Raw genomic sequence first — 19,276 nt, forward strand, 5'->3', positions numbered from 1 at the left:
GTCAGAATGAGGCGACAGGCGCGCCGAATTTGGTTTCGTCGGGGGTAATGCCCAAACCCGGTCCGATTGGACGCTGAATATGACCACCTTCGATTTTGATCCCGTTCACCGGATCATAATTGCCCTCGATGTACGGCGCTGCGAGCCATGCGCCCTCCATCAGTGTTGGCCGAACGGTTGACGCGATCTGTGTGCAGGCGGCTGCGATGATATCTCCCCCCCAACTGTCATCGCATGTATGCGGCAGGTTTCGGGCTTCGCAGATGTCACGGAACGTGCGCATGTTCTGCAGGCCGCCTATCCGGGTTACTTTCATCCCGAACCCATCCACCAAACCTGTACCAGCGGCTGAGATGACGGTGTTCAGGTCGACGCTGTTTTCGTCCATATAGATACCGTGCGTGACCTGCGGGCGGATTTTCTGCAGATCCTGATACGTGTTGCAGGGCTGCTCCATGATAAAGGGAATTTCGGGGCACTCCCGGCTGACCCGCAGGGCATCACGGGTCGTCCATCCCCGGTTCCCGTCCACCGCCAGACGCATGCCTGTTCCGGCCAAAACCTCCCAGACTTTGCGAATGGTCTCGATGTCGATTTCAACCGGACGACCACCTACCTTGATCTGCAGACGCGGGTACCCTTCCTTTTGTTTCTCCTGCGCCAGTCGAGCGATATCATCAGGAGCACCAACGCCGGTTGCATAGTAGGATGGTACCTTGTCGGTAAGCGCACCCCCCAAAAGCTCAGCGACATTGACCCCCAGCTTTTTACCGATCAAGTCATGAGCGGCGATGTCAATCGCGGCCTTTGCATAGTTGTGGCCGTTCAGCAAACTGTTCATCGTTTGATGCAAGGACACCGGCCATAGGTCAGCGCCGATCAGACCCTTTGCCATTTGCGCCAAGGCAGCGCGGGCCCCTTCGGCATGTGCCTCGGCATAAGTTGGGCCAACGGGGCAGGTTTCACCCCAGCCGACGGTTCCGTCCGCATCCACCAGTTTGACCAGCGTCGTGTCCAACGCCCAAACTTCTGCATTCGCCATCGTGTAGGGCCCGTTCTTGACCGGCAAGTCATGGGCGTAGATGTGGATTTCCTTGATCTTCATTTCAGAACCTTTGTTGCGTTCCAGATATTCACAGTCAGTGGATATTAGCTTCGGCCAGCAGGGCACGGGCACAGCGCATCGTGGCATTTGTCGCGGGGCCGGCCCCTAGTAGCCGGGCACTTTCTGTCAGACCTTCGTGCAAGATGAACAATGCCTCAGACAGTACTTCGACATCACAGTCGGGGGCTACGCACAGCAGCCGCTTACGGAACATATCCCGGACATGTGCCTTGTGGCTGGTCACGGCCTCACGGATCGCATCGCTTTCAGGATAAGCGGCAAGTGCGTTGCGGAACAAACAGCCTGTGTTCGACACGCCATGCAACCAGTCTGACAGACGCACGAGAACATGAAGGACATGATCCGCGCCTTCACACCGATCACTCCCGATCCAATCCGAATAGGCTGCGTCGCGATGATCCAGTGCCCCAATCACCATGGCCTCGCGGCTGGGAAAGTACTTGTAGAGGGTGCGCAGGGATACATTGGCCCCTTCACGCAAGGCTTCGACCCCTTGCGTGGCAAACCCCATTTCCGAGAATTGCCGATCAAGGTTTTCCGCTATTTGGTACTGTGTGTCGGTCATGAACCAAGGGTAGAGCGATCGCTCTACCCATTCCCGACCAATTGCGACAAAGATTTTGATCTCACCGACAAAAAGGATGCTCACTGCAAGAATCGGCTACGCGGCAATTACGCACCCGCACGAACGATTAGCAGCAACCCACAACAATCTTGTCAGTGCCACTCAGCGTCCTGGATATTCATTGATTTTATCCGTGAATACAGCGTCGTTGGCTTGACCCCCAACAAAGCTGCGGCCCCCGAAGGGCCTGAGATACGCCCCTGTGTTTCGCGCAGGATCGAGACCAGGTTCAGACGCATAAGGTCCTGCATCTGCGCGTCGGTTCGAAAGGCCATGTTGGTCTGTCCGCCTTGGGCTGGTCCGGCAAGTTCGATCACAAGTTTCGCATCCTGCGAAACGATCGCAGCCCGTTCTATTACGTTGTGCAATTCACGCACATTTCCCGGCCAGTCATAAGCCTGAAGCTGCTGCACGCCTCGCTCGGTCAGAACGGGAACCGGGCGATTAAGACGACGGCAGGCGATCTTTAGAAGATGCGTTGCCAGTAACGGGATATCCTCTTGCCGGTCCCGCAGCGGCAGGCAATTGATGGGGAATACGTTTAGAAACAGATACAGGTCTTCGCGAATGACATCCGCCCGCCGCGCCTGCGCCTCGGACAGTGAAGTCGCGGCGATAACGCGAATGTCGATGGGCTTTTCGCGTGTGTCACCCAAGCGGGTTACTGTTCCGTTTTGCAAGGCAGCCAAAAGCTTGCCCTGAATCTCCAGCGGCAACTCTTCGACATCATCAATAAACAGCGTGCCACCATGGGCCAATTCCAGCTTGCCTGGCTTATCCCTTGTTGCGCCATTTGGCGCGCCGCGAACGTGACCAAACAGCTCGGCCTCGATTTCGTCCCTTGCAAGTGACCCGCATTTGAAGTGGATCAACGGTCGGCGTGCACGTGGGCTGGCCTTGTGGATTTCGGTAGCCACCAGCGACTTGCCGGTTCCCGTTTCCCCTGAGACAAGAACAGTGGCGTCAGTTTCAGCAACAAGGTCGATCCGCGTCACGATCTGTCGAATAGCCGGAGAGCTGCCTATAATGTCGTGATGCGCACGTTCCGACGTTATCGCCTCTTGTAGATAGGCGTTTTCCTGTTCCAGCCGATCCCGCAACGCTGCGACCTCATCCAACGCGTCCCGCAGTTTACGCTCATTTTCTTTTCGTTCGGTAATATCGCGGAAGATTACCACCGCTCCGGCCAGAACCTGTTGGTCGTAGATTGGCGTCGATACATATTCGACCCGGATCGGCTTACCATCCTTCCGCCAGAAGACTTCATCCTCGATCCTGTGCACCTGTTCAAATCGGAACGAACGATAGATAGGGCATTGCTGCGAAGGGTATATTTCGCCATTCAAATGGTGGTGGTGGATCATCGAGTGAATGTCTTTGCCCAACAAATCCTCGCTCGTCCACCCCAGCATTTCTTGCGCTGCGCGATTGACGAAGGTTGTCTTGCCTTCTGCGTTCACACCATAAATCCCTTCGCCAGCCGCGTTCAGGATCAGCTGGTTCTGTCGTTCAAGTTCGGCAAAGAACCCCTCGGTGCGTTGCCATTCCAGTATACCACCACGAAAGGCTTCGGCTGTTGCGGTCAGCTCTGCCCGCTGATCCAGCGCATCAAGGTCGGTGATCGTCATCATCAGCCAACCGGTTTTTCCACGTACCGGCCGCGCGCGAAGTTCTGATCGAATTGCCAGACCCTGAGCCGATGTCAGGGTCACATCTCGAGTCCAGCTTTCACATCGATGGTCTACCTCCTCGATGAAAACAATGAACTGCGGAAACGCCTCCTTCAGGTAAGACGAGAAAGCCTGCGGCGTCGCATTGGGAGAACCCGCCAGCAAATCAGCGGCGGGTCTGTTCCACTGAACGACCCGGTCAGACGTTGTGTCGAGAACCAGCGCAGCTTCGGGCATCGACTGCAAAACGGAATCAGGAGGCAAAAGATCCAAAGACATGCACCCAGTCTATCGGCAAGACGCAAAAGTGCGATACGAGATTTCGTAATTTACGATTTTTCGTAACCCTTACCGCTCAGTCAACCTTATAAGCGTCTGTTTCCGATGGGTTTTATAATGTGCACAAATTTTATGCCCCTACTATTTCTTAACGAATGCGGCTGCCACGATGATCGCAACTTCAATGCGAAAGGGCGTAGCCATGACGATAAAGAGCTTGGGAAATCCGTTTTCCGCGAAAACCGATCTGAGACACGGGGCCGATTGCGGCTGCGAGGGGTGTTTGTCGGGACATGGGCATGACAAAGATCATACCGAAGCGAAAATCATGACATCCGAGGAAATGACCGAACGCGTTGTCGAAAGCGCAATCGTGCGGTCTGTTTTTGGACAAAACGACATTAGCCGTCGCTCGTTCATGGGTATGCTGGGTGGCGGCACTGCCGCTGCTGCCCTTGCGTCCGTCTTCCCACTCGACGAAGCCAAGGCTGCCATTCTCGACAATCTGGGCACGCCGGAAAAAACCGACCTAAATATCGGGTTTGTTCCGATCACCTGCGCGACGCCGATTATCATGGCCCAGCCAATGGGCTTTTACGAACGTTACGGACTAAACGCCCAAGTCATCAAAACAGCCGGTTGGGCCGTGGCACGCGACAAATCGCTGTCCGGTGAATACGACGCCAGCCACATGCTAACCCCGATGCCACTTGCGATGACGCTGGGCGCCGGATCTGTGGCAACGCCTTACATCATGCCCGCGGTTGAGAACATCAACGGGCAGGCCATCGTGCTTTCGAATGAGCATCTGGACAAACGTGATCCGAAGCAGTGGAAAGGCTTCACCTTCGGCGTGCCGTTCGAATACTCGATGCACAACTTCCTTCTACGTTACTACGTGGCCGAGTTTGGTCTGGACCCAGACGTCGACATCCAAATCCGCGTTGTTCCGCCGCCAGAGATGGTTGCCAACCTGCGCGCCGGGAATCTCGACGGCTATCTGTCGCCCGACCCGTTCAACCAGCGGGCCGTCTGGGAAGGCATCGGTTTCATTCACACCCTGACCAAGGACATCTGGGAAGGCCACCCCTGCTGCGCCTTCGCCGCGCCGCTGAGCTTTGCGACCGAATTGCCCAACACATATGGCGCGCTTCTCAAGTCAATCATCGACGCCACCCAATTCGCGTCGAACCCAGACAATCGCAAAGATATCTCCGAAGCCATCGCACCGACAAATTACCTGAACCAGCCGGTTCCCGTGATCGAGCAGGTTCTGACCGGAACCTATGCTGACGGCCTCGGAGAAGTTCAGCAGGTACCCGATCGGATCGACTTTGACCCGTTCCCCTGGCATTCGATGGGCGTTTGGATCCTGACCCAGATGAAACGTTGGGGGTATATCGAAGGCGACGTGGACTACAAAGGTGTGGCTGAACAGGTCTATCTGGCGGCAGACGCTAAGAAGATCATGAATGACCTGGGATATGACGCCCCGGACGTGACTTACAAAACCCACACCATCATGGGCAAAACCTTCGATCCCAAAGACCCCGAAGGTTACGTCTCCAGCTTCGCGATCGGGAAAGCTTCGTAAATGTTGGACAACCTAACACTGAACCAACGGGCCGCGCTTTTGTCGGTGGTCATGTTGGTGGTCGGCCTCCTGATTTGGGAGGCCGCAATCCCCGCTCAGAAAGCGGCCGGAGAGCTGACGGAATACGAACGCCTGACCGGTGGCGGAGCACAGAAAGCCGGTGTTCCCCCCCCAAGCCAGGTGCTTGCCAAAGCGTGGGAGCAGCTGTCGAACCCATTCTATGATGCCGGCCCCAATGACAAGGGGATCGGCATTCAAATTGGATACTCGATCTATCGCGTCCTGACCGGCTATCTTATGGCCGCATTGGTGGCGATCCCGTTGGGCTTTCTGATCGGCATGAGTCAGGTCGCCTACAAGGCCTTCAACCCATTCATACAGGTTCTACGCCCGATTTCCCCGCTGGCATGGATGCCACTGGCGCTTTTCATCATTCAGGACAGTGAGGCCAGTGCGATATTCGTGATCTTCATATGTTCGATCTGGCCAATGCTGATCAACACAGCATTCGGTGTCGCCGGTGTAAGACAGGATTGGGTTAACGTTGCGCGCACACACGAGCTTGGACCGCTCCGTACGGCGTTCACCGTGATACTGCCTGCAGCCGCGCCAACCATTATCACTGGGATGCGCATTTCGATCGGTATCGCCTGGCTGGTGATCGTCGCGGCAGAAATGCTCGTGGGTGGCACAGGTATTGGCTACTATGTCTGGAACGAGTGGAACAACCTCGACCTGACCTCAGTCATCTTTTCAATCCTCATGATCGGCGTCGTCGGAATGCTGCTGGACTCGGCCTTTGCCTACCTGCAACGCGCCGTGGCCTATGCCGAATAAGGAGCAGCATCATGAGTAAGCCGTTTCTCAATATCGAGTTGCTGACCCAGCAGTTCCCCGACGGTCAGGGCGGAACCCTGACCGTTTTCGAAAACGCCAGCTTTGGCATCGAAAAGGGCGAGTTCGTCTGCATCCTCGGCCATTCCGGCTGTGGCAAGTCGACGATCATGAACATTCTGGCGGGGTTGGCTGAGCCCACTTCGGGCGTGGTCAAAATGGACGGGTTCGAAGTGTCTGGCCCCTCGCTGGACCGGGGCGTGGTTTTCCAGAACTATTCATTGCTACCCTGGCTGTCCGCATTGAAGAATGTAACTTTCGGTGTCAAAGCGCGCTATCCGGATTGGCCAGCGGCCAAGGTAGACGCCCACGCCCGCGAGTTTTTGGCCAAAGTCGGACTGGAAGGCGATGTCGTACATCGCAAACCCAGCCAACTTTCAGGTGGGATGCGTCAGCGTGTTTCGATCGCGCGGGCGTTTGCCAATCAGCCAAAACTTCTGCTGCTGGACGAGCCGTTCGGCGCGTTGGATGCCCTGACACGCGGCACCATTCAGGATGAATTGCTCAAGGTATGGGGCGAGACCGAGCAGACTGTGTTCATGATCACCCATGACATCGACGAAGCAATCCTGTTGGCCGATCGCATCCTGCTTATGACCAATGGACCGTTTGCTCGCGTTGCTGAATCGGTCGAAATCACCATCCCAAGACCGCGCAGCCGAACCGAGATTGTCGAGCATCCGAACTATTATGCCATCCGCAATCACCTTGTGCAGTTCCTCGGACAACGCTCGAAAGAACTGGCCGGGCAAGCCAGCGACGGCGCTGCTCAAATGCCGGAATCGGTTGCGATTGATCACACCGAGCCTGCCGCGGCTTCTAACGAACAAAACCCACAACTGCGCGCCGTCAACGACTGACCGGTTCGGCGCGTCAACACATCAAGATCAAAAAGGAGGACCCCCTATGAAAGATACACTTGAGCTACCCACGATGATGACAAAAGAAGACGTAACCCTGATGATCCTGTCGGCCAAGAAACAAGCTGGCCTGACGTGGGAAGGGATCGCCGAGAAAATCGACATGTCGCCGGTTTGGACGCATTCTGCCTGCATGGGCATGAACGCTTTCCCCAAAGACAAGGCCGAAGCCCTCGTCGCAGCAATGGGCCTGCCGCAAGAGGCGGCTGGTGTGCTGGAAGAGCCGCCGACAAAGGTGTGGGAACAAAGTGTTCCAACCGACCCCTGCATTTATCGGTTTTACGAAATCGTCGGTGTATACGGCCCAACCCTGAAAGCCCTGATCGAAGAGAAATTCGGAACGGGCATCATGTCGGCAATTGATTTCGACATGCAGGTCACCCGCGTTCCGCATGAAAAGGGTGATCGGGTCAAGGTCGAAATGTCGGGCAAGTACCTGTCATACAATTCCTGGTAAAACCGCAAGAACTATGTTGCGACGGTATTAGCAAGGTTTAGGCGACGCTGAATAAAAACAGCCTTTGCTTGAACGCCGCACGCATCGTCGCAACATTCATCCCGTTTAGCCTCAGGAACACATGGGCACTGAACCTGGATTACTTCCCGTCAAACATGTCCGCCAAGGGCACACCGCGTTGGACGCATTCACGTAAAGGTCCGCTGGGTTTCCAGACGACTTCATCCTCTTTCGCAAAGTCTTCCAGTCTGGCCAGAACCTTATCCAAACCGAAGTCATCAGCGTAGTGCAGCAACCCTCCGCGCCAGCGGGGAAATCCGTATCCCGACACCGTAACCAGATCGACGTCGCTGGCTGATTTGGCGATACCTTCCTCAAGGATGCTGACGGCTTCGTTGATCATTGCAAAAATCAGCCGTTCACGAATTTCGTCCGGCGAAAAGTCGCGGCGCGTGACTTTGGCGAAATGGGCTTCTTCAATGGCCAGATCGGCGACAATCGGGTCCTCAACTTTGCCACCACCACCCGGATATCGGTACCACCCTGCCCCAGCTTTTTTGCCAAGCTTGCCCAGCTCGATCATGCGATCCGCAATGAGGATATATCGCCGGTTTGGATCGCGGGTCGCGTCCTGACGGCGGCGATTGGAATAGGCAATATCAAGACCAGATAGATCCTGCGCTTCATACGGACCCATTGCGTACCCGAATTCGACCATGGCCTCGTCGATCTCCCAAGGGGTGGACCCCTCAAGCAAAACGGTGTCGGCTGCCTCGCGGTAGCGGGCCAGAATTCGGTTTCCTATGAAGCCGTCACATACACCCGAAAGAACCGGGACCTTGCGCAATCGCTTCGCCAGCGCAAACCCGGTGGCCAAGGCCCGTTCGCCGGTCGCCCCTCCCTGCACGATTTCCAGCAACTTCGTGATATGGGCAGGCGCGAAAAAGTGCAGCCCCAACACGCGGGAAGGATCGTCCAGCCCCGCTGAGATAATATCGACGTCGAGATAAGACGTATTCGTGGCAAGGATGGCATTGGATGGAAGATTCGATTGCATCACGGCAAAGATGTCTTTTTTGACAACCATGTCTTCGTAAGCTGCCTCGATCGCCAGACTCGCCTGAGAAGCGTCACCATAGTTCGACGACGCCTTGAACCGGCCCCGTTGATCAGAAGCTTCAGCTTCAGAAATCAGACCACGCTTGACGCTGCCGTCGATGACGCGTTCGACATTTTTCTGCGCGCGCGTGACGCCGTCTGCATCCGTCTCCAATAATGTGACGCGAACACCTGCGTTCAACAGAGCATAGGCGATACCCGAACCCATGGTGCCACCCCCGACAACCGCCACGTGATCCAAAGGCGCAGGTTGCGTCGTCAACCCTGCCGGCGCCCGCGCGCCGCGTTCGGCGAAGAAAATGTGACGCAAGGCCCGCGCCTGTGGACCTTGCCGCAACTCAAGAAATGCCGCGCGTTCCCTGGCCATCCCCTCTGTCAAACGAGTCTTAGCCGACAGCGCGACCAGATCAACGGCCCGTTCCAGAGCGAGCTGGAGTGCTGCTTTGCTGCGCACTGCCTGACGAGCCTGTTCTAAAACATCCTCATCAAGCTCAGGCTGCTCCAACTGCCCGACACGCGAAGACAGCTCTATGGTTCCCAGATCCAAGTATTGCGCCGTGTGAACGGGATCATCTGCGACCCAATCGACCAACATCAAGGCTTCGGCGCGTTCGGCCGTTACCGGTTTTCCGGTCGAGATCAACTCAAGCGCAGCCTTCATTCCAACCAAACGCGGCAGCCTTTGGGTGCCACCAGCGCCAGGCACAACGCCCAGCGTGACTTCGGGCAATCCGATACTGGCCCCGGGCTTCGCGATACGATACCGGCACGCCAGTGCCAGCTCACACCCCCCGCCCAAGGCCGCTCCGGTTATCGCGGCCACCCACGGCGTTTCGCACAGCTCAATCCGGTTGACGATGTCCGGCAGATGCGGTGCTACGGGGGGCGCATCGAACTCTTTCGCGTCTGCACCCGCGGCAAAAACGCGCTCGGAACCGTGCAGGACAATGCGGGACAGGTCATGTTGCACCTCGGCCCAATCCAATGCATCCATAAGACCCTGACGCACGCTCAAACCAATCGCATTGACGGGTGGGTTGTTCAGCTTGACGAACCCAACCGCGCCGTCGCGCCAGAACTCCACACTCATCAGGTATTCCTTTTTGCGTTATAATTCATGCGCTGCAAGCCATCGGGTTGCCCCGCGTCAAACCTCGAGCAGCCGGTTCTCTTGAATGATCGCAATCAAGTCATCCAAAGAGGTTTCAAGAGACGTCAGCGAAGTATCCAACATATAACCTGCCCGAGCATAGAGGGCTTCGCGGCTGGTCAGAATGGATGTCAATTGTTCCATCGCATCGGCATTACCCTGCATCGGACGTTCATCCCCTTGGGCGCGCACCCGATCCATATGCTCTTGCGGCGTGGCCTTCAGCCAGATCGTGTGAAAATTCGACAGCAGCTTGTTGAACGTCTCAGGCTCGGAAACGATCCCACCCGCAACAGCCAGGATCATCCGGTCATAGTTTTCTATCACCCGGTCCAGCGAACCCGCCTCAAGCTTGCGATAGCCCTCTTGACCATAGAGGGCGAGGATCTCGTCGATCGGCATCCCTCCGTGTAAGGCAATCTCTTTATTTAATTCGAGAAAAGGGACGTTCAGATGATCTGCAGCCATCTTTCCAAGCGTTGATTTACCTGCCCCACGCAGACCGATCAGACAAATCCGCTCAGCCCGCCCGATTTGGTCGCTACCTGGCGCGAGGGTACGTAAAACAAGATCACGGGTTTCACTGTCAGCCGCAGAAAACAGTTCTGCAACACGCAGACTGGCCGAGTTCCACGGGTCTTCTTCGCCGACAAACCACTCAATCTTATGGTCCAGCGAATGCGCGATCCGTTTGAGCAAACCAATCGAGATATTGCCGGTTCCAGCCTCAAGCTGTGCCAGATAGCGCTGCGATACGCCGGATGTTTCAGACAGAATGCGGCGCGAAATCCCTTTGCGTTCTCGGGCGCTTCGTACTCTTTCACCAACCTGTATCATCAGGGCGGATATGGCCCGCTCCATCTCGGACTCAGTATCTATCTGGGTCGAGACGCCCCCAAAGGTTGTGATTTCTGCCATATTTTCCGCAATCCCGAATGTGTACAATAATGCACATTACTTATGCCAAAGCAAAAAGGGAATTGGTTATGTGTCAGACTGACCGGCGTCACTTAGATAGGGTTTCAGCAAGTCTTGGATGTCCGTCGGCGGCTTACATTTCTTGAAAGCGTCAGCCACAATAAATACGCTGACGGTCTGTGCGGAAAAGCAAAGTTTACCGTCTTGCTCACCGTCCACCCGGAACGTAATCGAAGACGTGCCCAAGCGGCTTGGCCAGACATGGCAGATCAAACGGTGCCGCGGCGTGACAGGCGACAGAAAGTCCATCTCGAGCCGCACGAAAGGTGTGCCGACGTTACGATCCAGTTCAAGCTGGTACCATCCCTGCCCCAGATGGTCTTCCCACCAGGCGTTAATGGCATCCAGAGTGAACCACGGCAGGCGTCCTGTATACGCAATCCGCGCAGGGTCGCAATCGCCCCATGTCACGCGAATATTGTGCTGATAGGCCGACGCCGGGCGTTCTGACATCTTAGTAAGTTTCAACGTGGTAACGCCCGTCCTCGCGCATCTGGTCCCGCAATTCCTTCCAATTCTGACCAGCACTTGTTGCGATTTCGGTAAAGGCGCTCTCGACCCCGTCTTCCATGTCGCGCAGGCCGCAAATATAGACATAGCAGTTCGGGTCGCGCAGCATTTCAGCGACCGCGTCCTGCTCCTTCAGCATTCGGTCCTGAACATATTCCTTTTCCTGCCCATCCTGTCGGCTGAAGACCAGATGCTGTTTCAACAGGCTTGAAGGAACTTTTTGCAACGGGCCGAAATAGGGCAAGCTGTCCGGGGTACGTGCGCCGAAGAACATCGTCATGCCGCCATGAATCGTTCCAACCTTGCGCTGTCGCCGCATCGTAAAGGCGCGCATCGGGGCGGAACCTGTACCCGTGCAGATCATCAAAATCCGCGCGTCCGGATCATCAGGCAACAGGAAGGTGGCTCCGAACGGTCCGGTCACATTTACAGTATCACCGGTCTTCAGGTCGCAGACATAGTTCGAGCACACACCCAGCTCTTCGCGTTTCACCGTCAGAGATATATTGTTAAATCCCGGACGCTCTCCGTCACGTGGGCTTGAAACGGAATAGAGCCGAGGCAGGTGCGGTGCGTCGTCACCATCGGTACCCGGCGGGATGATCCCGATGGATTGACCTTCCAGAACGGGCATCGGATGCCCTTGAAAGTCCAGAATGATATGGCGCACGTCACTGTCTGCACCTTCCGCGGTCAGCCGGTAGTTTCCCTGAACAACGGCCTGAACCGGTTTGCCCAGATTATAGAGGTTGATCGTTGGCTTTGATGCGGTAGCGGGCGCTTTGGGTTTTCCGCCGGTCCCTTTGTGCGCCTCGGCCAAAAGTGCGGCCATTGCGTCATCCAGCGCCTCAATACCCGTATCTGCATCCGGCGTTCCCAGATCTGCCTGTTCTGGCAGTTCTTCCCACGAGTACTGATCTTCGAGCGAGTATGGCTCGTTAACCACACGCCATTCGTCGATCGATCCAGTTGGGCAAACTGGAATGCAATCCATGCAGAAATTGCAGAGGTCCGCGTTCACCACAACGTTGTTGTCATCATGCTCAATGGCCTGAACGGGACAGGTCATTTCACACGTATAACAGCGGATACAAATCTCGGGGTCGATCAGGTGCTGTTTGACGGGCTTGTTCATGCCTTGCGTTGCCCCGTGACAATGGCAGGAACAGTCATGACATCAATGATCGCCGCGCACAGCCCTGTGCAGCTTGTGCAACCGATGCAATTGGCGCGGATCATCGGCCTGTCATAGAAGGTTTCCGGCTTCGCGCTGCGTTGAATTGGTCGTTCTGCGGACATTTTTCAATCTCCCTCACAAAGGTCGAAAGCAGAAGGCCAGAGGGCCTTCTGCGCATTTTCTCACGCCATGTGGAGTTTCACATACTCGAAATCGCCGGGCTTGTTGTCGATGCCAACCTTCGGCGCAGAAATCCAACCTGCGTATTTGCCGGGTTCATAGCATGGAACCATCAGAGACTGGATGTAAGCGCCGTCTTCTTTGGTCGGCAACCATTTGTCGACATTCGCAGCCCAATCCGCTTCCGAGATGATGTCGCCCTCTGGGTTTGCCTTGATTGCAGCAAAAACTCCGATTTGACGATGGAACGCCTCGTGGGGCAGCGACAGAGTAAAGTCTATGCCGGCCTTTTCGATGATCTTGTTCCAGCGTCCGACACCACCCGACGCATCGCGAACATAATCGTCGCGCAGCCGCATGTTGATTGCGGTTAGCGCTGGCACATCCTGACTGATGATCTTGCCGTCGACGATGCTTTTGACCGCGTAAGTGTCTTGCTGCAACTGATGGTCATCATCAATGCGGTTTTCCATGTAACGACCTTTAATACCCGCGTTGAACGCGTTGGCGGCATTGGTCGATACCTCCTGCCCGAACAGATCCAGAGACAGCGTGTAATGCAAATTCAGTTTTTTCTGGATCGTCGGCAAGTCGATGACACCCAGGTCACGTACTTTTCCGATGTCATACGGATCGGTCAAACCTGCTTCGTTCATGGCCTCGCAGGTGCGCTGCACAATCCGGCTGACACCCGTTTCACCGACAAACATATGATGTGCTTCTTCGGTCAGCATGAAGCGACATGTCCGGCTAAGCGGGTCAAAGCCCGATTGCGCCAGGCTTTCCAACTGCATCTTGCCGTCCCGATCGGTAAAGTAGGTGAACATGAAGAAAGACAACCAATCTGGCGTCTCTTCGTTGAAGGCCCCAAGCATACGCGGTGCCTCATCCGAGCCTGAAGACCGGATCAAAAGATCATCCGCCTCTTCGCGGCCATCCTTACCAAAGTACTTTTGCAGCAGGTAAACCATGGCCCACAGGTGGCGGCCCTCTTCGACGTTCACCTGAAACAGGTTGCGCATGTCATACAGCGACGGCGCGGTCAGACCAAGAAAGCGCTGCTGTTCGACCGAGCCCGGCTCAGTATCGCCCTGAATAACGATCAGGCGCTTGAGCATGTTGCGATATTCGCCAGGAACTTCTTGCCAAGCCTTCTCGCCCTTGTGCTCGCCCATCGGAATGATGCGCTCTTCGACCTGCGGGGCCAGCAGGACGCCCCAGCGGTATTCCGGCATTTTCACGTAGTCGAACTTGGCCCAGCCCTTGGGATCAACACTGACAGCCGTACGCAAGTAAACCATCGATTCCTGAAAGTTCTGCGGGATCAGCTTGTTCCACCAGTCGATGTAACCGGGGTGCCATTTTTCAAGCGCTTTCAAAACTTTACGGTCCTGGCTCAGGCCAACATTGTTGGGGATCTGTGTGTCGTAACTTACGTTAATGACGTCAAGCATACCATTCTCCTGCTGAAGGTTCGGGCGGAAGCGATCAAACGCGCTCCATGTTGTAGTCGCCTCGCACGCCGGTACCGTAGCGCTGCAAAGCGCCATCGGGCCCGACCGCGTTTGGCCGGTTGAATATCCAGTTCTGCCAGGCGGTGAGACGCCCGAAGATGCGGGTTTCCATCGTTTCGGGACCGGCGAAACGCAAATTCGCCTCCATCCCGGTCATCGCGTCCGGGCTGAACGACGCACGTTCTTCTTCGAAGATGCGAATTTCGTCTTCCCAGTCGATATCGTCCAAAATCATCGTCACGAGGCCAAGCTTATCGGCTTGTTCGGCTTCGAGGGCTTCGTGTTTTTGCGCTTTCGCCTGTTCAGTCGCTTCCGGGTTGCCCCAAAACCGCGTTTCCAGTCGGGTCAGGTCATTACCCATAGGCAAGGGACCAAAGTTGGCGTCTGTTAAGGTAACTGTCGCGATAGGACGATTGTCGCCTTCAAACTCGTCCTCCATCATATAGGTCCGGTCCACGGCCCACAGGATTTCAGCCAGAATGCCGGTGAAACATGAACCGTGCTCGACCAAGGCCGACATCGACCGTGACGTGACATCAATCCGTTTCAACAAGCGTTTCCAGTAATGCAGAACTTCGTTGGCAAGCCAATTGTCGCGATTACACAGCAACAGCGCCTCATGCGCCTGAAACAGGTCCGGATCACCCTGAGTGCGGAAGACAAGCAGGCCCAGTTCCATCTCGTTCAGGCGCAGATGCAAAATGGCGTCATCCAATTCACGAGCGAGACGCAGCAAATAGGCTTGGTCCCCTTGCGCGGTAAACGCGCCCATATCCGCAGGCGCTTCGGTATCTGGGCCGCTAATCGTTACCGTCGCTTTTCGGCCTTTTCTGTCAACAGACACTTCGACCAAGCTGTAGGATATTGAACCATCCTCGCTGACGGTTTTGTCCAACGGCCGCAAAGTCACGCCACGGACACCTTCGGGTTTTGACATCCCTTCGGCGAATTCACGAGCACGTTCTTGTACTGTCGCGTCGAATTTCGAGTTTGGAACGACCTCGTCAACAAGTCGCCACTCCTTGGCGCGCTTGCCTTTGACACCTTCTTCGGTCGAGCAAAAAATATCTGCCAGATCGCGCCGAACTTTCCGCTTGTCCGTCACACGTGTCAGCCCGCCCGTACCTGGAAGAACAGCCAGCAACGGAACTTCGGGCAATGCAACCGAAGATGAGCTGTCATCCGTCAGCATGATATGATTGCAGGCCAGCGCTAATTCGTAACCGCCGCCCGCACAAGCGCCTTTGACTGCGGCAATATATTTCTGGCCACTGTCCTGTTCGGCGGCTTCAAAGGTATTTCGCGTTTCGTTCGTGAATTTGCAGAAGTTCACCTTATGGCTATGTGCTGCTCCACCCAACATGCGGATATTCGCCCCGGCGCAGAACACTTTGTCTTTGCCGGATTGCATGATCACAACTTTGACCTCGGGGTGCTCGAAACGCATGCGCTGGACAATGTCGGCAAGCTCAATGTCCACACCCAAATCGTAGGAGTTAAGTTTCAACTGATAGCCGTCGAACAGGCCCTCATTTTCGTCCACATCCATTATGAGGTTGGCGATCGGGCCATCATATTCGACACGCCAATGGCGATATTTCGATGGATCAGTCTGAAAGTCGATGACCTTGGTCATGAGGCGCTCCTGTCGTCTGAAGTGCAGAATAGTGCGCGTGTATGGGTGAGTAAAGAAATATGTGCATGATATTACACTTTCCACCCAATGATCGCGCTTATTTGTTATGTATTGCCAGCGTTAATGCATTATATTGCATTTTCATGTGCGATACCCAAAACATCTCGACCCGCACGGTCGACGGCTTCGCGCAATAATTGGTCCGACAGTGCCATAAGCCGTTCAGTGGCCTGATCACGGCCCATCTTGGCCTTCAGTCCAGCATTCGCGCGCTGTATGATTGCCTGCACCATCAAACGCTCGGGCGAGTTTGGCGGGCAGGCCAACCACACGGCTTCCAAGACCTCATGCGCTTCCCAGAAATAACCATCCTTGAGAAAAGCCAAACCGGCGGCCCAGGCCTGAGTTTCATTTAGGCGGTCCGCTGGAAGATCCTGAAGATTGGTTTTGAACCGATCAAACAATCCTTCGGGATGCCGAGGCGTTTGCCCTGGCACATATGCATATGGAGGCCGCCAGTCGCTGGTCATGCAGGAATAGGCATTGCGCGCTCAAGCCGTTCAAGCCGATGCGTGAACTCGGCAATCGCTGCAATGGTCGCATCAGGCTGGTCACGATGTGGCGCATGTTTGCAATTTGGCAAAATGGCTGTCTCAACCGGCGCATAGCTGCGGGTTTCGATCTCTGTAATCTGGGCAACGGTTCCGTACTGGTCATCGCTCCCCTGCACGGCAAGGGTCGGTATCCGAAGATAGTCGATGACATCTGCAACATTCCAGTCACGAAAATCCGGGTTTAGCCACGCATCGCACCAGCCGTGGAAGGTTGCAGTTGCATCGCGGTGGTACCAACCAAGGCGATCGGACAATTCCCCGCGGTCAAATGCTTCACGCGCCGCCTTGATGGATGCCAGGCTAACCTCTTCTACGAAAAAGTGCGGTGCCATCAGGATCAAACCACGCACCCGCGTGTCAGAAACGGATCCGGCATAGATCGCAGCAATCGTCGCGCCGTCCGAATGGCCAAGCAGGACGCCCCGCTTAAATCCGACCTTGTCCAGTACATGAGGCAACACCTGCTGCGCCTCAACCGTCATGTAGTCAAGGGGGCGCGGCAGACTTGCGGGATCTGATTGGCCATATCCCGCGCGTGAATATGCCAGAACTCCAAACCCGGTCGCTGCAGCTACTTGTGACGGAAAATCGCGCCACATGGCGACGCAGCCCAGACCCTCGTGCAACATGATTATTGTTGGTGCTACCTCTGGTGACGGACCCCACATGCTGTATTCCAAACTGGTGCCGTCAACCTCGACCCGTGCGTTGCCGCCGTCTTGCCAACTCATGCCGTATCCCTCAGTTTAAAGCGCTGGATTTTACCCGTCGCCGTTTTCGGCAGGTCATCGACAACATCAATCCAGCGCGGGTACTTCCACTTGCCGATCCTGTCTTTCACAAATTCCCTAAGATCGCCGATTGCGTCTGCAGTCTGCCCGTCCTTGAGCACAACGAATGCTTTGGGCTTATCCAATCCCTGCGCGTCCGGCTGGGCCACAATCGCGGCCTCCAGAATGGCGGGATGTTCGATCAGAACCTGCTCTACTTCGAAGGGACTGACCCAAATACCCGACACTTTGAACATATCATCCGTGCGTCCACAATAGATATAGCGCCCGTCGGAAGAGCGTTCATATTTGTCGCCGGTCCGGGTCCAGTGACCCTCAAAAGTGTCACGGGACTTTTCGCGCCTGTTCCAGTAGCTTTCCGCCGCTGAGGGCCCCGAGACCAGCAACTCGCCAACCTCTCCATCCGCGACGACTTCACCGTCTTCACCGACCAGCCGAACGTCATAGCCCGGCACCGCGGTGCCCGAGGTACCGTAAACGATGTCACCGGGGCGATTGGACAAGAAGATGTGCAGCATTTCGGTCGAGCCGACACCGTCCACAATCTCTGTGCCCACGTGTTTCTCCCACGACTCGCCGACCTCGCGCGGCAGCGCTTCTCCGGCAGAGGTGCATAAACGCAAGTTCGTGCTCACATCCCCACCCCGGCCTTCGAGATACGCATTTAGGGCGGCAAAGAACGTGGGCACACCGCAGAATATCGTCGGAGATTGGTTTTCAATGATATCGAACGCGATATCTGGCAAAGGCCGCCCCGCCAGCAAAACTGTCGACGCCCCAACCGACAGTGGAAAGGTCAATCCATTGCCCAAGCCATATGCGAAAAACAGCTTGGCCACCGAGAAAACGACATCGTCTTCACGCAAACCCAAAACCTGCGCACTGAAAGTGTCAGCCGTGGCCTTCAAACTGGAATGGACGTGCCGCACCCCCTTGGGCAGGCCGGTCGAACCCGATGAATACAGCCAGAATGCAGTCTCATCTGCCAGCGCTTCGACCGCAGGCATCGGCTTAGCCCCATTTACAAAGTCAGCGTAGTCGATCGTTCCACCCGGAGCGTCACCGATCACAACAACGTTGCGCAGAAAGGCATTGTCACGAACAGCGGGCTCGACAGTTTTCCACAGTGCGGCCGAAACAATCAGTGTGGTCGCACGGCTGTCATTCAGGGTCGCTGCATAAACCGAGCTGGACAACAACGTGTTCATTGGCACCGGGATGGCACCTGCCTTGATCGCGCCCCAGAACACCACCGGAAACTCAATCTGATCCAACACGATCATAGCCACACGTTCTTCGCGACGCACACCATGCTGCGTCAGAGCCCCTGCAAAGACAGCGCTTTGATCCGCGAGTTCACCATAGGTCAGCGTGCGGCACTGTCCATCAGCCTCGCGAAAGGCGACCTTGTCGCCGCGCCCTTCGTCGATATGTCGGTCGACAAACCAAAGAGCTGCGTTTTGATTTTCTGACACGGGTTCCTCCTCCCCTCGGCAGACCAGTTACTTGCCGGTAAATTCGATGGCCCCGTCGGGCAAAAGGTACAGCACGTAAGCGTCCCCTCCTTCGACCGTCGGATGGTGGTCTGAACCGGGGCCGTAGACGTACCAGCCTTCGCCCTTGCCATCGAATTGCGGTGCTCCGTCCAACGGAAAGACCGCGCCGATCTCGCCAGTTGTGTGCACGTGATGTGGGCCACGGACGTCTTTCATTCGCACAACATCAACGCTGAACTCGCCCGCGATCTCACCGGGCTTGATGGCGCGGCCGTAACGGATGCCTCCGGCTTCGCGCGCCATGAGCCAGCCTTCGGCCTCTCCCTCACTGCACAGCGCCGCCAGTTTTTTGAATGTGGCCGAGGATGGTGGATAGGTGCGGTTCAGCATGGCCTCAAGCTCGGCGTCCAGTGCATGTCCTGCGATATCCTGCCCAATCTGGTCGAGCACCTGAATAAAGTCTTGCTTTGGCATTGGCGTCCTCTGGCTGAGCTGTCTGTGCGTTATATTGCATCACTTAAATCAGAGTCTGCAACATGGTTTTTA

18 protein-coding genes are annotated in these 19,276 nt (G+C 55.8%); 4 read left to right on the forward strand and 14 right to left on the reverse strand.

Annotated elements, in window-relative coordinates:
• Position 1: 1 nt before the first annotated feature.
• From ACR0DG_RS11740 to ACR0DG_RS11750, 3 genes are all read right to left on the reverse strand, one after another.
• A complete protein-coding gene (locus ACR0DG_RS11740) occupies positions 2-1,105 on the reverse strand; it encodes a mandelate racemase/muconate lactonizing enzyme family protein (RefSeq protein WP_480697149.1) in 1,104 nt (367 codons plus the stop codon).
• A gap of 34 nt (positions 1,106-1,139) precedes the next feature.
• Positions 1,140-1,775 carry a TetR/AcrR family transcriptional regulator gene (locus tag ACR0DG_RS11745; RefSeq protein WP_480697147.1) on the reverse strand — a complete coding sequence of 212 codons (636 nt, stop codon included), beginning with the start codon at positions 1,773-1,775 and terminating at the stop codon, positions 1,140-1,142.
• Between the two features lie 68 nt (positions 1,776-1,843).
• Positions 1,844-3,700, reverse strand: coding sequence for a sigma 54-interacting transcriptional regulator (locus ACR0DG_RS11750; RefSeq protein WP_480697145.1), 1,857 nt, complete (start codon positions 3,698-3,700; stop codon positions 1,844-1,846).
• A 202-nt stretch (positions 3,701-3,902) separates the two neighbouring features.
• On the opposite strand from ACR0DG_RS11750, the gene ACR0DG_RS11755 reads away from it, so the two are divergent.
• Genes ACR0DG_RS11755 through cynS form a run of 4 tightly spaced genes read left to right on the forward strand, consistent with a single transcriptional unit; the run spans position 3,903 to position 7,565 of the window.
• Positions 3,903-5,294 carry a CmpA/NrtA family ABC transporter substrate-binding protein gene (locus ACR0DG_RS11755; RefSeq protein ID WP_480697143.1) on the forward strand — a complete coding sequence of 464 codons (1,392 nt, stop codon included), beginning with the start codon at positions 3,903-3,905 and terminating at the stop codon, positions 5,292-5,294.
• Positions 5,295-6,131, forward strand: coding sequence for a nitrate ABC transporter permease (gene ntrB, locus ACR0DG_RS11760; protein ID WP_480697141.1), 837 nt, complete (start codon positions 5,295-5,297; stop codon positions 6,129-6,131).
• Positions 6,132-6,142: 11 nt separating this feature from the next.
• Positions 6,143-7,048: an ABC transporter ATP-binding protein gene (locus tag ACR0DG_RS11765; protein ID WP_480697139.1), complete on the forward strand. Its 906-nt coding sequence runs from the start codon at positions 6,143-6,145 to the stop codon at positions 7,046-7,048.
• A 46-nt stretch (positions 7,049-7,094) separates the two neighbouring features.
• Complete coding sequence (cynS, locus tag ACR0DG_RS11770; RefSeq protein WP_480697138.1) at positions 7,095-7,565, forward strand: cyanase; 471 nt, start codon at positions 7,095-7,097, stop codon at positions 7,563-7,565.
• A gap of 139 nt (positions 7,566-7,704) precedes the next feature.
• Here cynS and ACR0DG_RS11775 read toward each other — a convergent pair whose 3' ends face one another.
• From ACR0DG_RS11775 to ACR0DG_RS11825, 11 genes are all read right to left on the reverse strand, one after another.
• A complete protein-coding gene (locus ACR0DG_RS11775; RefSeq protein WP_480697136.1) occupies positions 7,705-9,774 on the reverse strand; it encodes a 3-hydroxyacyl-CoA dehydrogenase NAD-binding domain-containing protein in 2,070 nt (689 codons plus the stop codon).
• A 57-nt stretch (positions 9,775-9,831) separates the two neighbouring features.
• Positions 9,832-10,752: a helix-turn-helix transcriptional regulator gene (locus ACR0DG_RS11780; protein WP_480697135.1), complete on the reverse strand. Its 921-nt coding sequence runs from the start codon at positions 10,750-10,752 to the stop codon at positions 9,832-9,834.
• 66 nt (positions 10,753-10,818) lie between these two features.
• Positions 10,819-11,265: an acyl-CoA thioesterase gene (locus ACR0DG_RS11785; RefSeq protein WP_480697133.1), complete on the reverse strand. Its 447-nt coding sequence runs from the start codon at positions 11,263-11,265 to the stop codon at positions 10,819-10,821.
• A gap of 1 nt (position 11,266) precedes the next feature.
• Positions 11,267-12,457: a benzoyl-CoA 2,3-epoxidase subunit BoxA gene (gene boxA / locus ACR0DG_RS11790; RefSeq protein WP_480697131.1), complete on the reverse strand. Its 1,191-nt coding sequence runs from the start codon at positions 12,455-12,457 to the stop codon at positions 11,267-11,269.
• Positions 12,454-12,621 carry a hypothetical protein gene (locus tag ACR0DG_RS11795; RefSeq protein WP_480697129.1) on the reverse strand — a complete coding sequence of 56 codons (168 nt, stop codon included), beginning with the start codon at positions 12,619-12,621 and terminating at the stop codon, positions 12,454-12,456. Before ACR0DG_RS11795 ends, boxA begins: the two co-directional genes overlap by 4 nt.
• A 60-nt stretch (positions 12,622-12,681) precedes the next feature.
• A complete protein-coding gene (gene boxB / locus ACR0DG_RS11800; protein ID WP_480697127.1) occupies positions 12,682-14,133 on the reverse strand; it encodes a benzoyl-CoA 2,3-epoxidase subunit BoxB in 1,452 nt (483 codons plus the stop codon).
• Positions 14,134-14,167: 34 nt separating this feature from the next.
• Entirely contained in the window at positions 14,168-15,829 is a 1,662-nt protein-coding gene (gene boxC, locus ACR0DG_RS11805) for a 2,3-epoxybenzoyl-CoA dihydrolase (protein WP_480697125.1), read from the reverse strand.
• A 128-nt stretch (positions 15,830-15,957) separates the two neighbouring features.
• On the reverse strand, positions 15,958-16,359 hold the full coding sequence (locus ACR0DG_RS11810; protein WP_480697123.1) for a DUF309 domain-containing protein: 402 nt from the start codon (positions 16,357-16,359) through the stop codon (positions 15,958-15,960).
• The gene (locus tag ACR0DG_RS11815) at positions 16,356-17,174 is read right to left on the reverse strand and encodes an alpha/beta fold hydrolase (RefSeq protein WP_480697121.1); all 819 of its coding nucleotides are present in this window, start codon (positions 17,172-17,174) and stop codon (positions 16,356-16,358) included. Before ACR0DG_RS11815 ends, ACR0DG_RS11810 begins: the two co-directional genes overlap by 4 nt.
• A complete protein-coding gene (locus ACR0DG_RS11820; protein WP_480697119.1) occupies positions 17,171-18,709 on the reverse strand; it encodes a benzoate-CoA ligase family protein in 1,539 nt (512 codons plus the stop codon). The genes ACR0DG_RS11815 and ACR0DG_RS11820 overlap by 4 nt, the downstream gene beginning before the upstream one ends.
• Before the next feature lie 27 nt (positions 18,710-18,736).
• Positions 18,737-19,204 carry a 4-hydroxylaminobenzoate lyase gene (locus tag ACR0DG_RS11825; RefSeq protein WP_480697117.1) on the reverse strand — a complete coding sequence of 156 codons (468 nt, stop codon included), beginning with the start codon at positions 19,202-19,204 and terminating at the stop codon, positions 18,737-18,739.
• Positions 19,205-19,276: the final 72 nt, after the last annotated feature.

The sequence above is a fragment of the Ruegeria sp. BG8 genome, from assembly GCF_056538325.1.

What these genes read in the sequence shown, in the direction of transcription:
- ntrB (WP_480697141.1), top strand. Translation starts at nt 5,295, where the DNA reads ATGTTGGACAACCTAACACTGAACCAACGGGCCGCGCTTTTGTCGGTG.
- ACR0DG_RS11750 (WP_480697145.1), bottom strand. Translation starts at nt 3,700, where the DNA reads ATGTCTTTGGATCTTTTGCCTCCTGATTCCGTTTTGCAGTCGATGCCC.
- ACR0DG_RS11815 (WP_480697121.1), bottom strand. Translation starts at nt 17,174, where the DNA reads ATGAGTTGGCAAGACGGCGGCAACGCACGGGTCGAGGTTGACGGCACC.
- ACR0DG_RS11765 (WP_480697139.1), top strand. Translation starts at nt 6,143, where the DNA reads ATGAGTAAGCCGTTTCTCAATATCGAGTTGCTGACCCAGCAGTTCCCC.
- ACR0DG_RS11775 (WP_480697136.1), bottom strand. Translation starts at nt 9,774, where the DNA reads ATGAGTGTGGAGTTCTGGCGCGACGGCGCGGTTGGGTTCGTCAAGCTG.
- ACR0DG_RS11825 (WP_480697117.1), bottom strand. Translation starts at nt 19,204, where the DNA reads ATGCCAAAGCAAGACTTTATTCAGGTGCTCGACCAGATTGGGCAGGAT.
- boxC (WP_480697125.1), bottom strand. Translation starts at nt 15,829, where the DNA reads ATGACCAAGGTCATCGACTTTCAGACTGATCCATCGAAATATCGCCAT.
- ACR0DG_RS11740 (WP_480697149.1), bottom strand. Translation starts at nt 1,105, where the DNA reads ATGAAGATCAAGGAAATCCACATCTACGCCCATGACTTGCCGGTCAAG.
- cynS (WP_480697138.1), top strand. Translation starts at nt 7,095, where the DNA reads ATGAAAGATACACTTGAGCTACCCACGATGATGACAAAAGAAGACGTA.
- ACR0DG_RS11780 (WP_480697135.1), bottom strand. Translation starts at nt 10,752, where the DNA reads ATGGCAGAAATCACAACCTTTGGGGGCGTCTCGACCCAGATAGATACT.
- ACR0DG_RS11785 (WP_480697133.1), bottom strand. Translation starts at nt 11,265, where the DNA reads ATGTCAGAACGCCCGGCGTCGGCCTATCAGCACAATATTCGCGTGACA.
- ACR0DG_RS11810 (WP_480697123.1), bottom strand. Translation starts at nt 16,359, where the DNA reads ATGACCAGCGACTGGCGGCCTCCATATGCATATGTGCCAGGGCAAACG.
- ACR0DG_RS11795 (WP_480697129.1), bottom strand. Translation starts at nt 12,621, where the DNA reads ATGTCCGCAGAACGACCAATTCAACGCAGCGCGAAGCCGGAAACCTTC.
- ACR0DG_RS11755 (WP_480697143.1), top strand. Translation starts at nt 3,903, where the DNA reads ATGACGATAAAGAGCTTGGGAAATCCGTTTTCCGCGAAAACCGATCTG.
- boxB (WP_480697127.1), bottom strand. Translation starts at nt 14,133, where the DNA reads ATGCTTGACGTCATTAACGTAAGTTACGACACACAGATCCCCAACAAT.
- boxA (WP_480697131.1), bottom strand. Translation starts at nt 12,457, where the DNA reads ATGAACAAGCCCGTCAAACAGCACCTGATCGACCCCGAGATTTGTATC.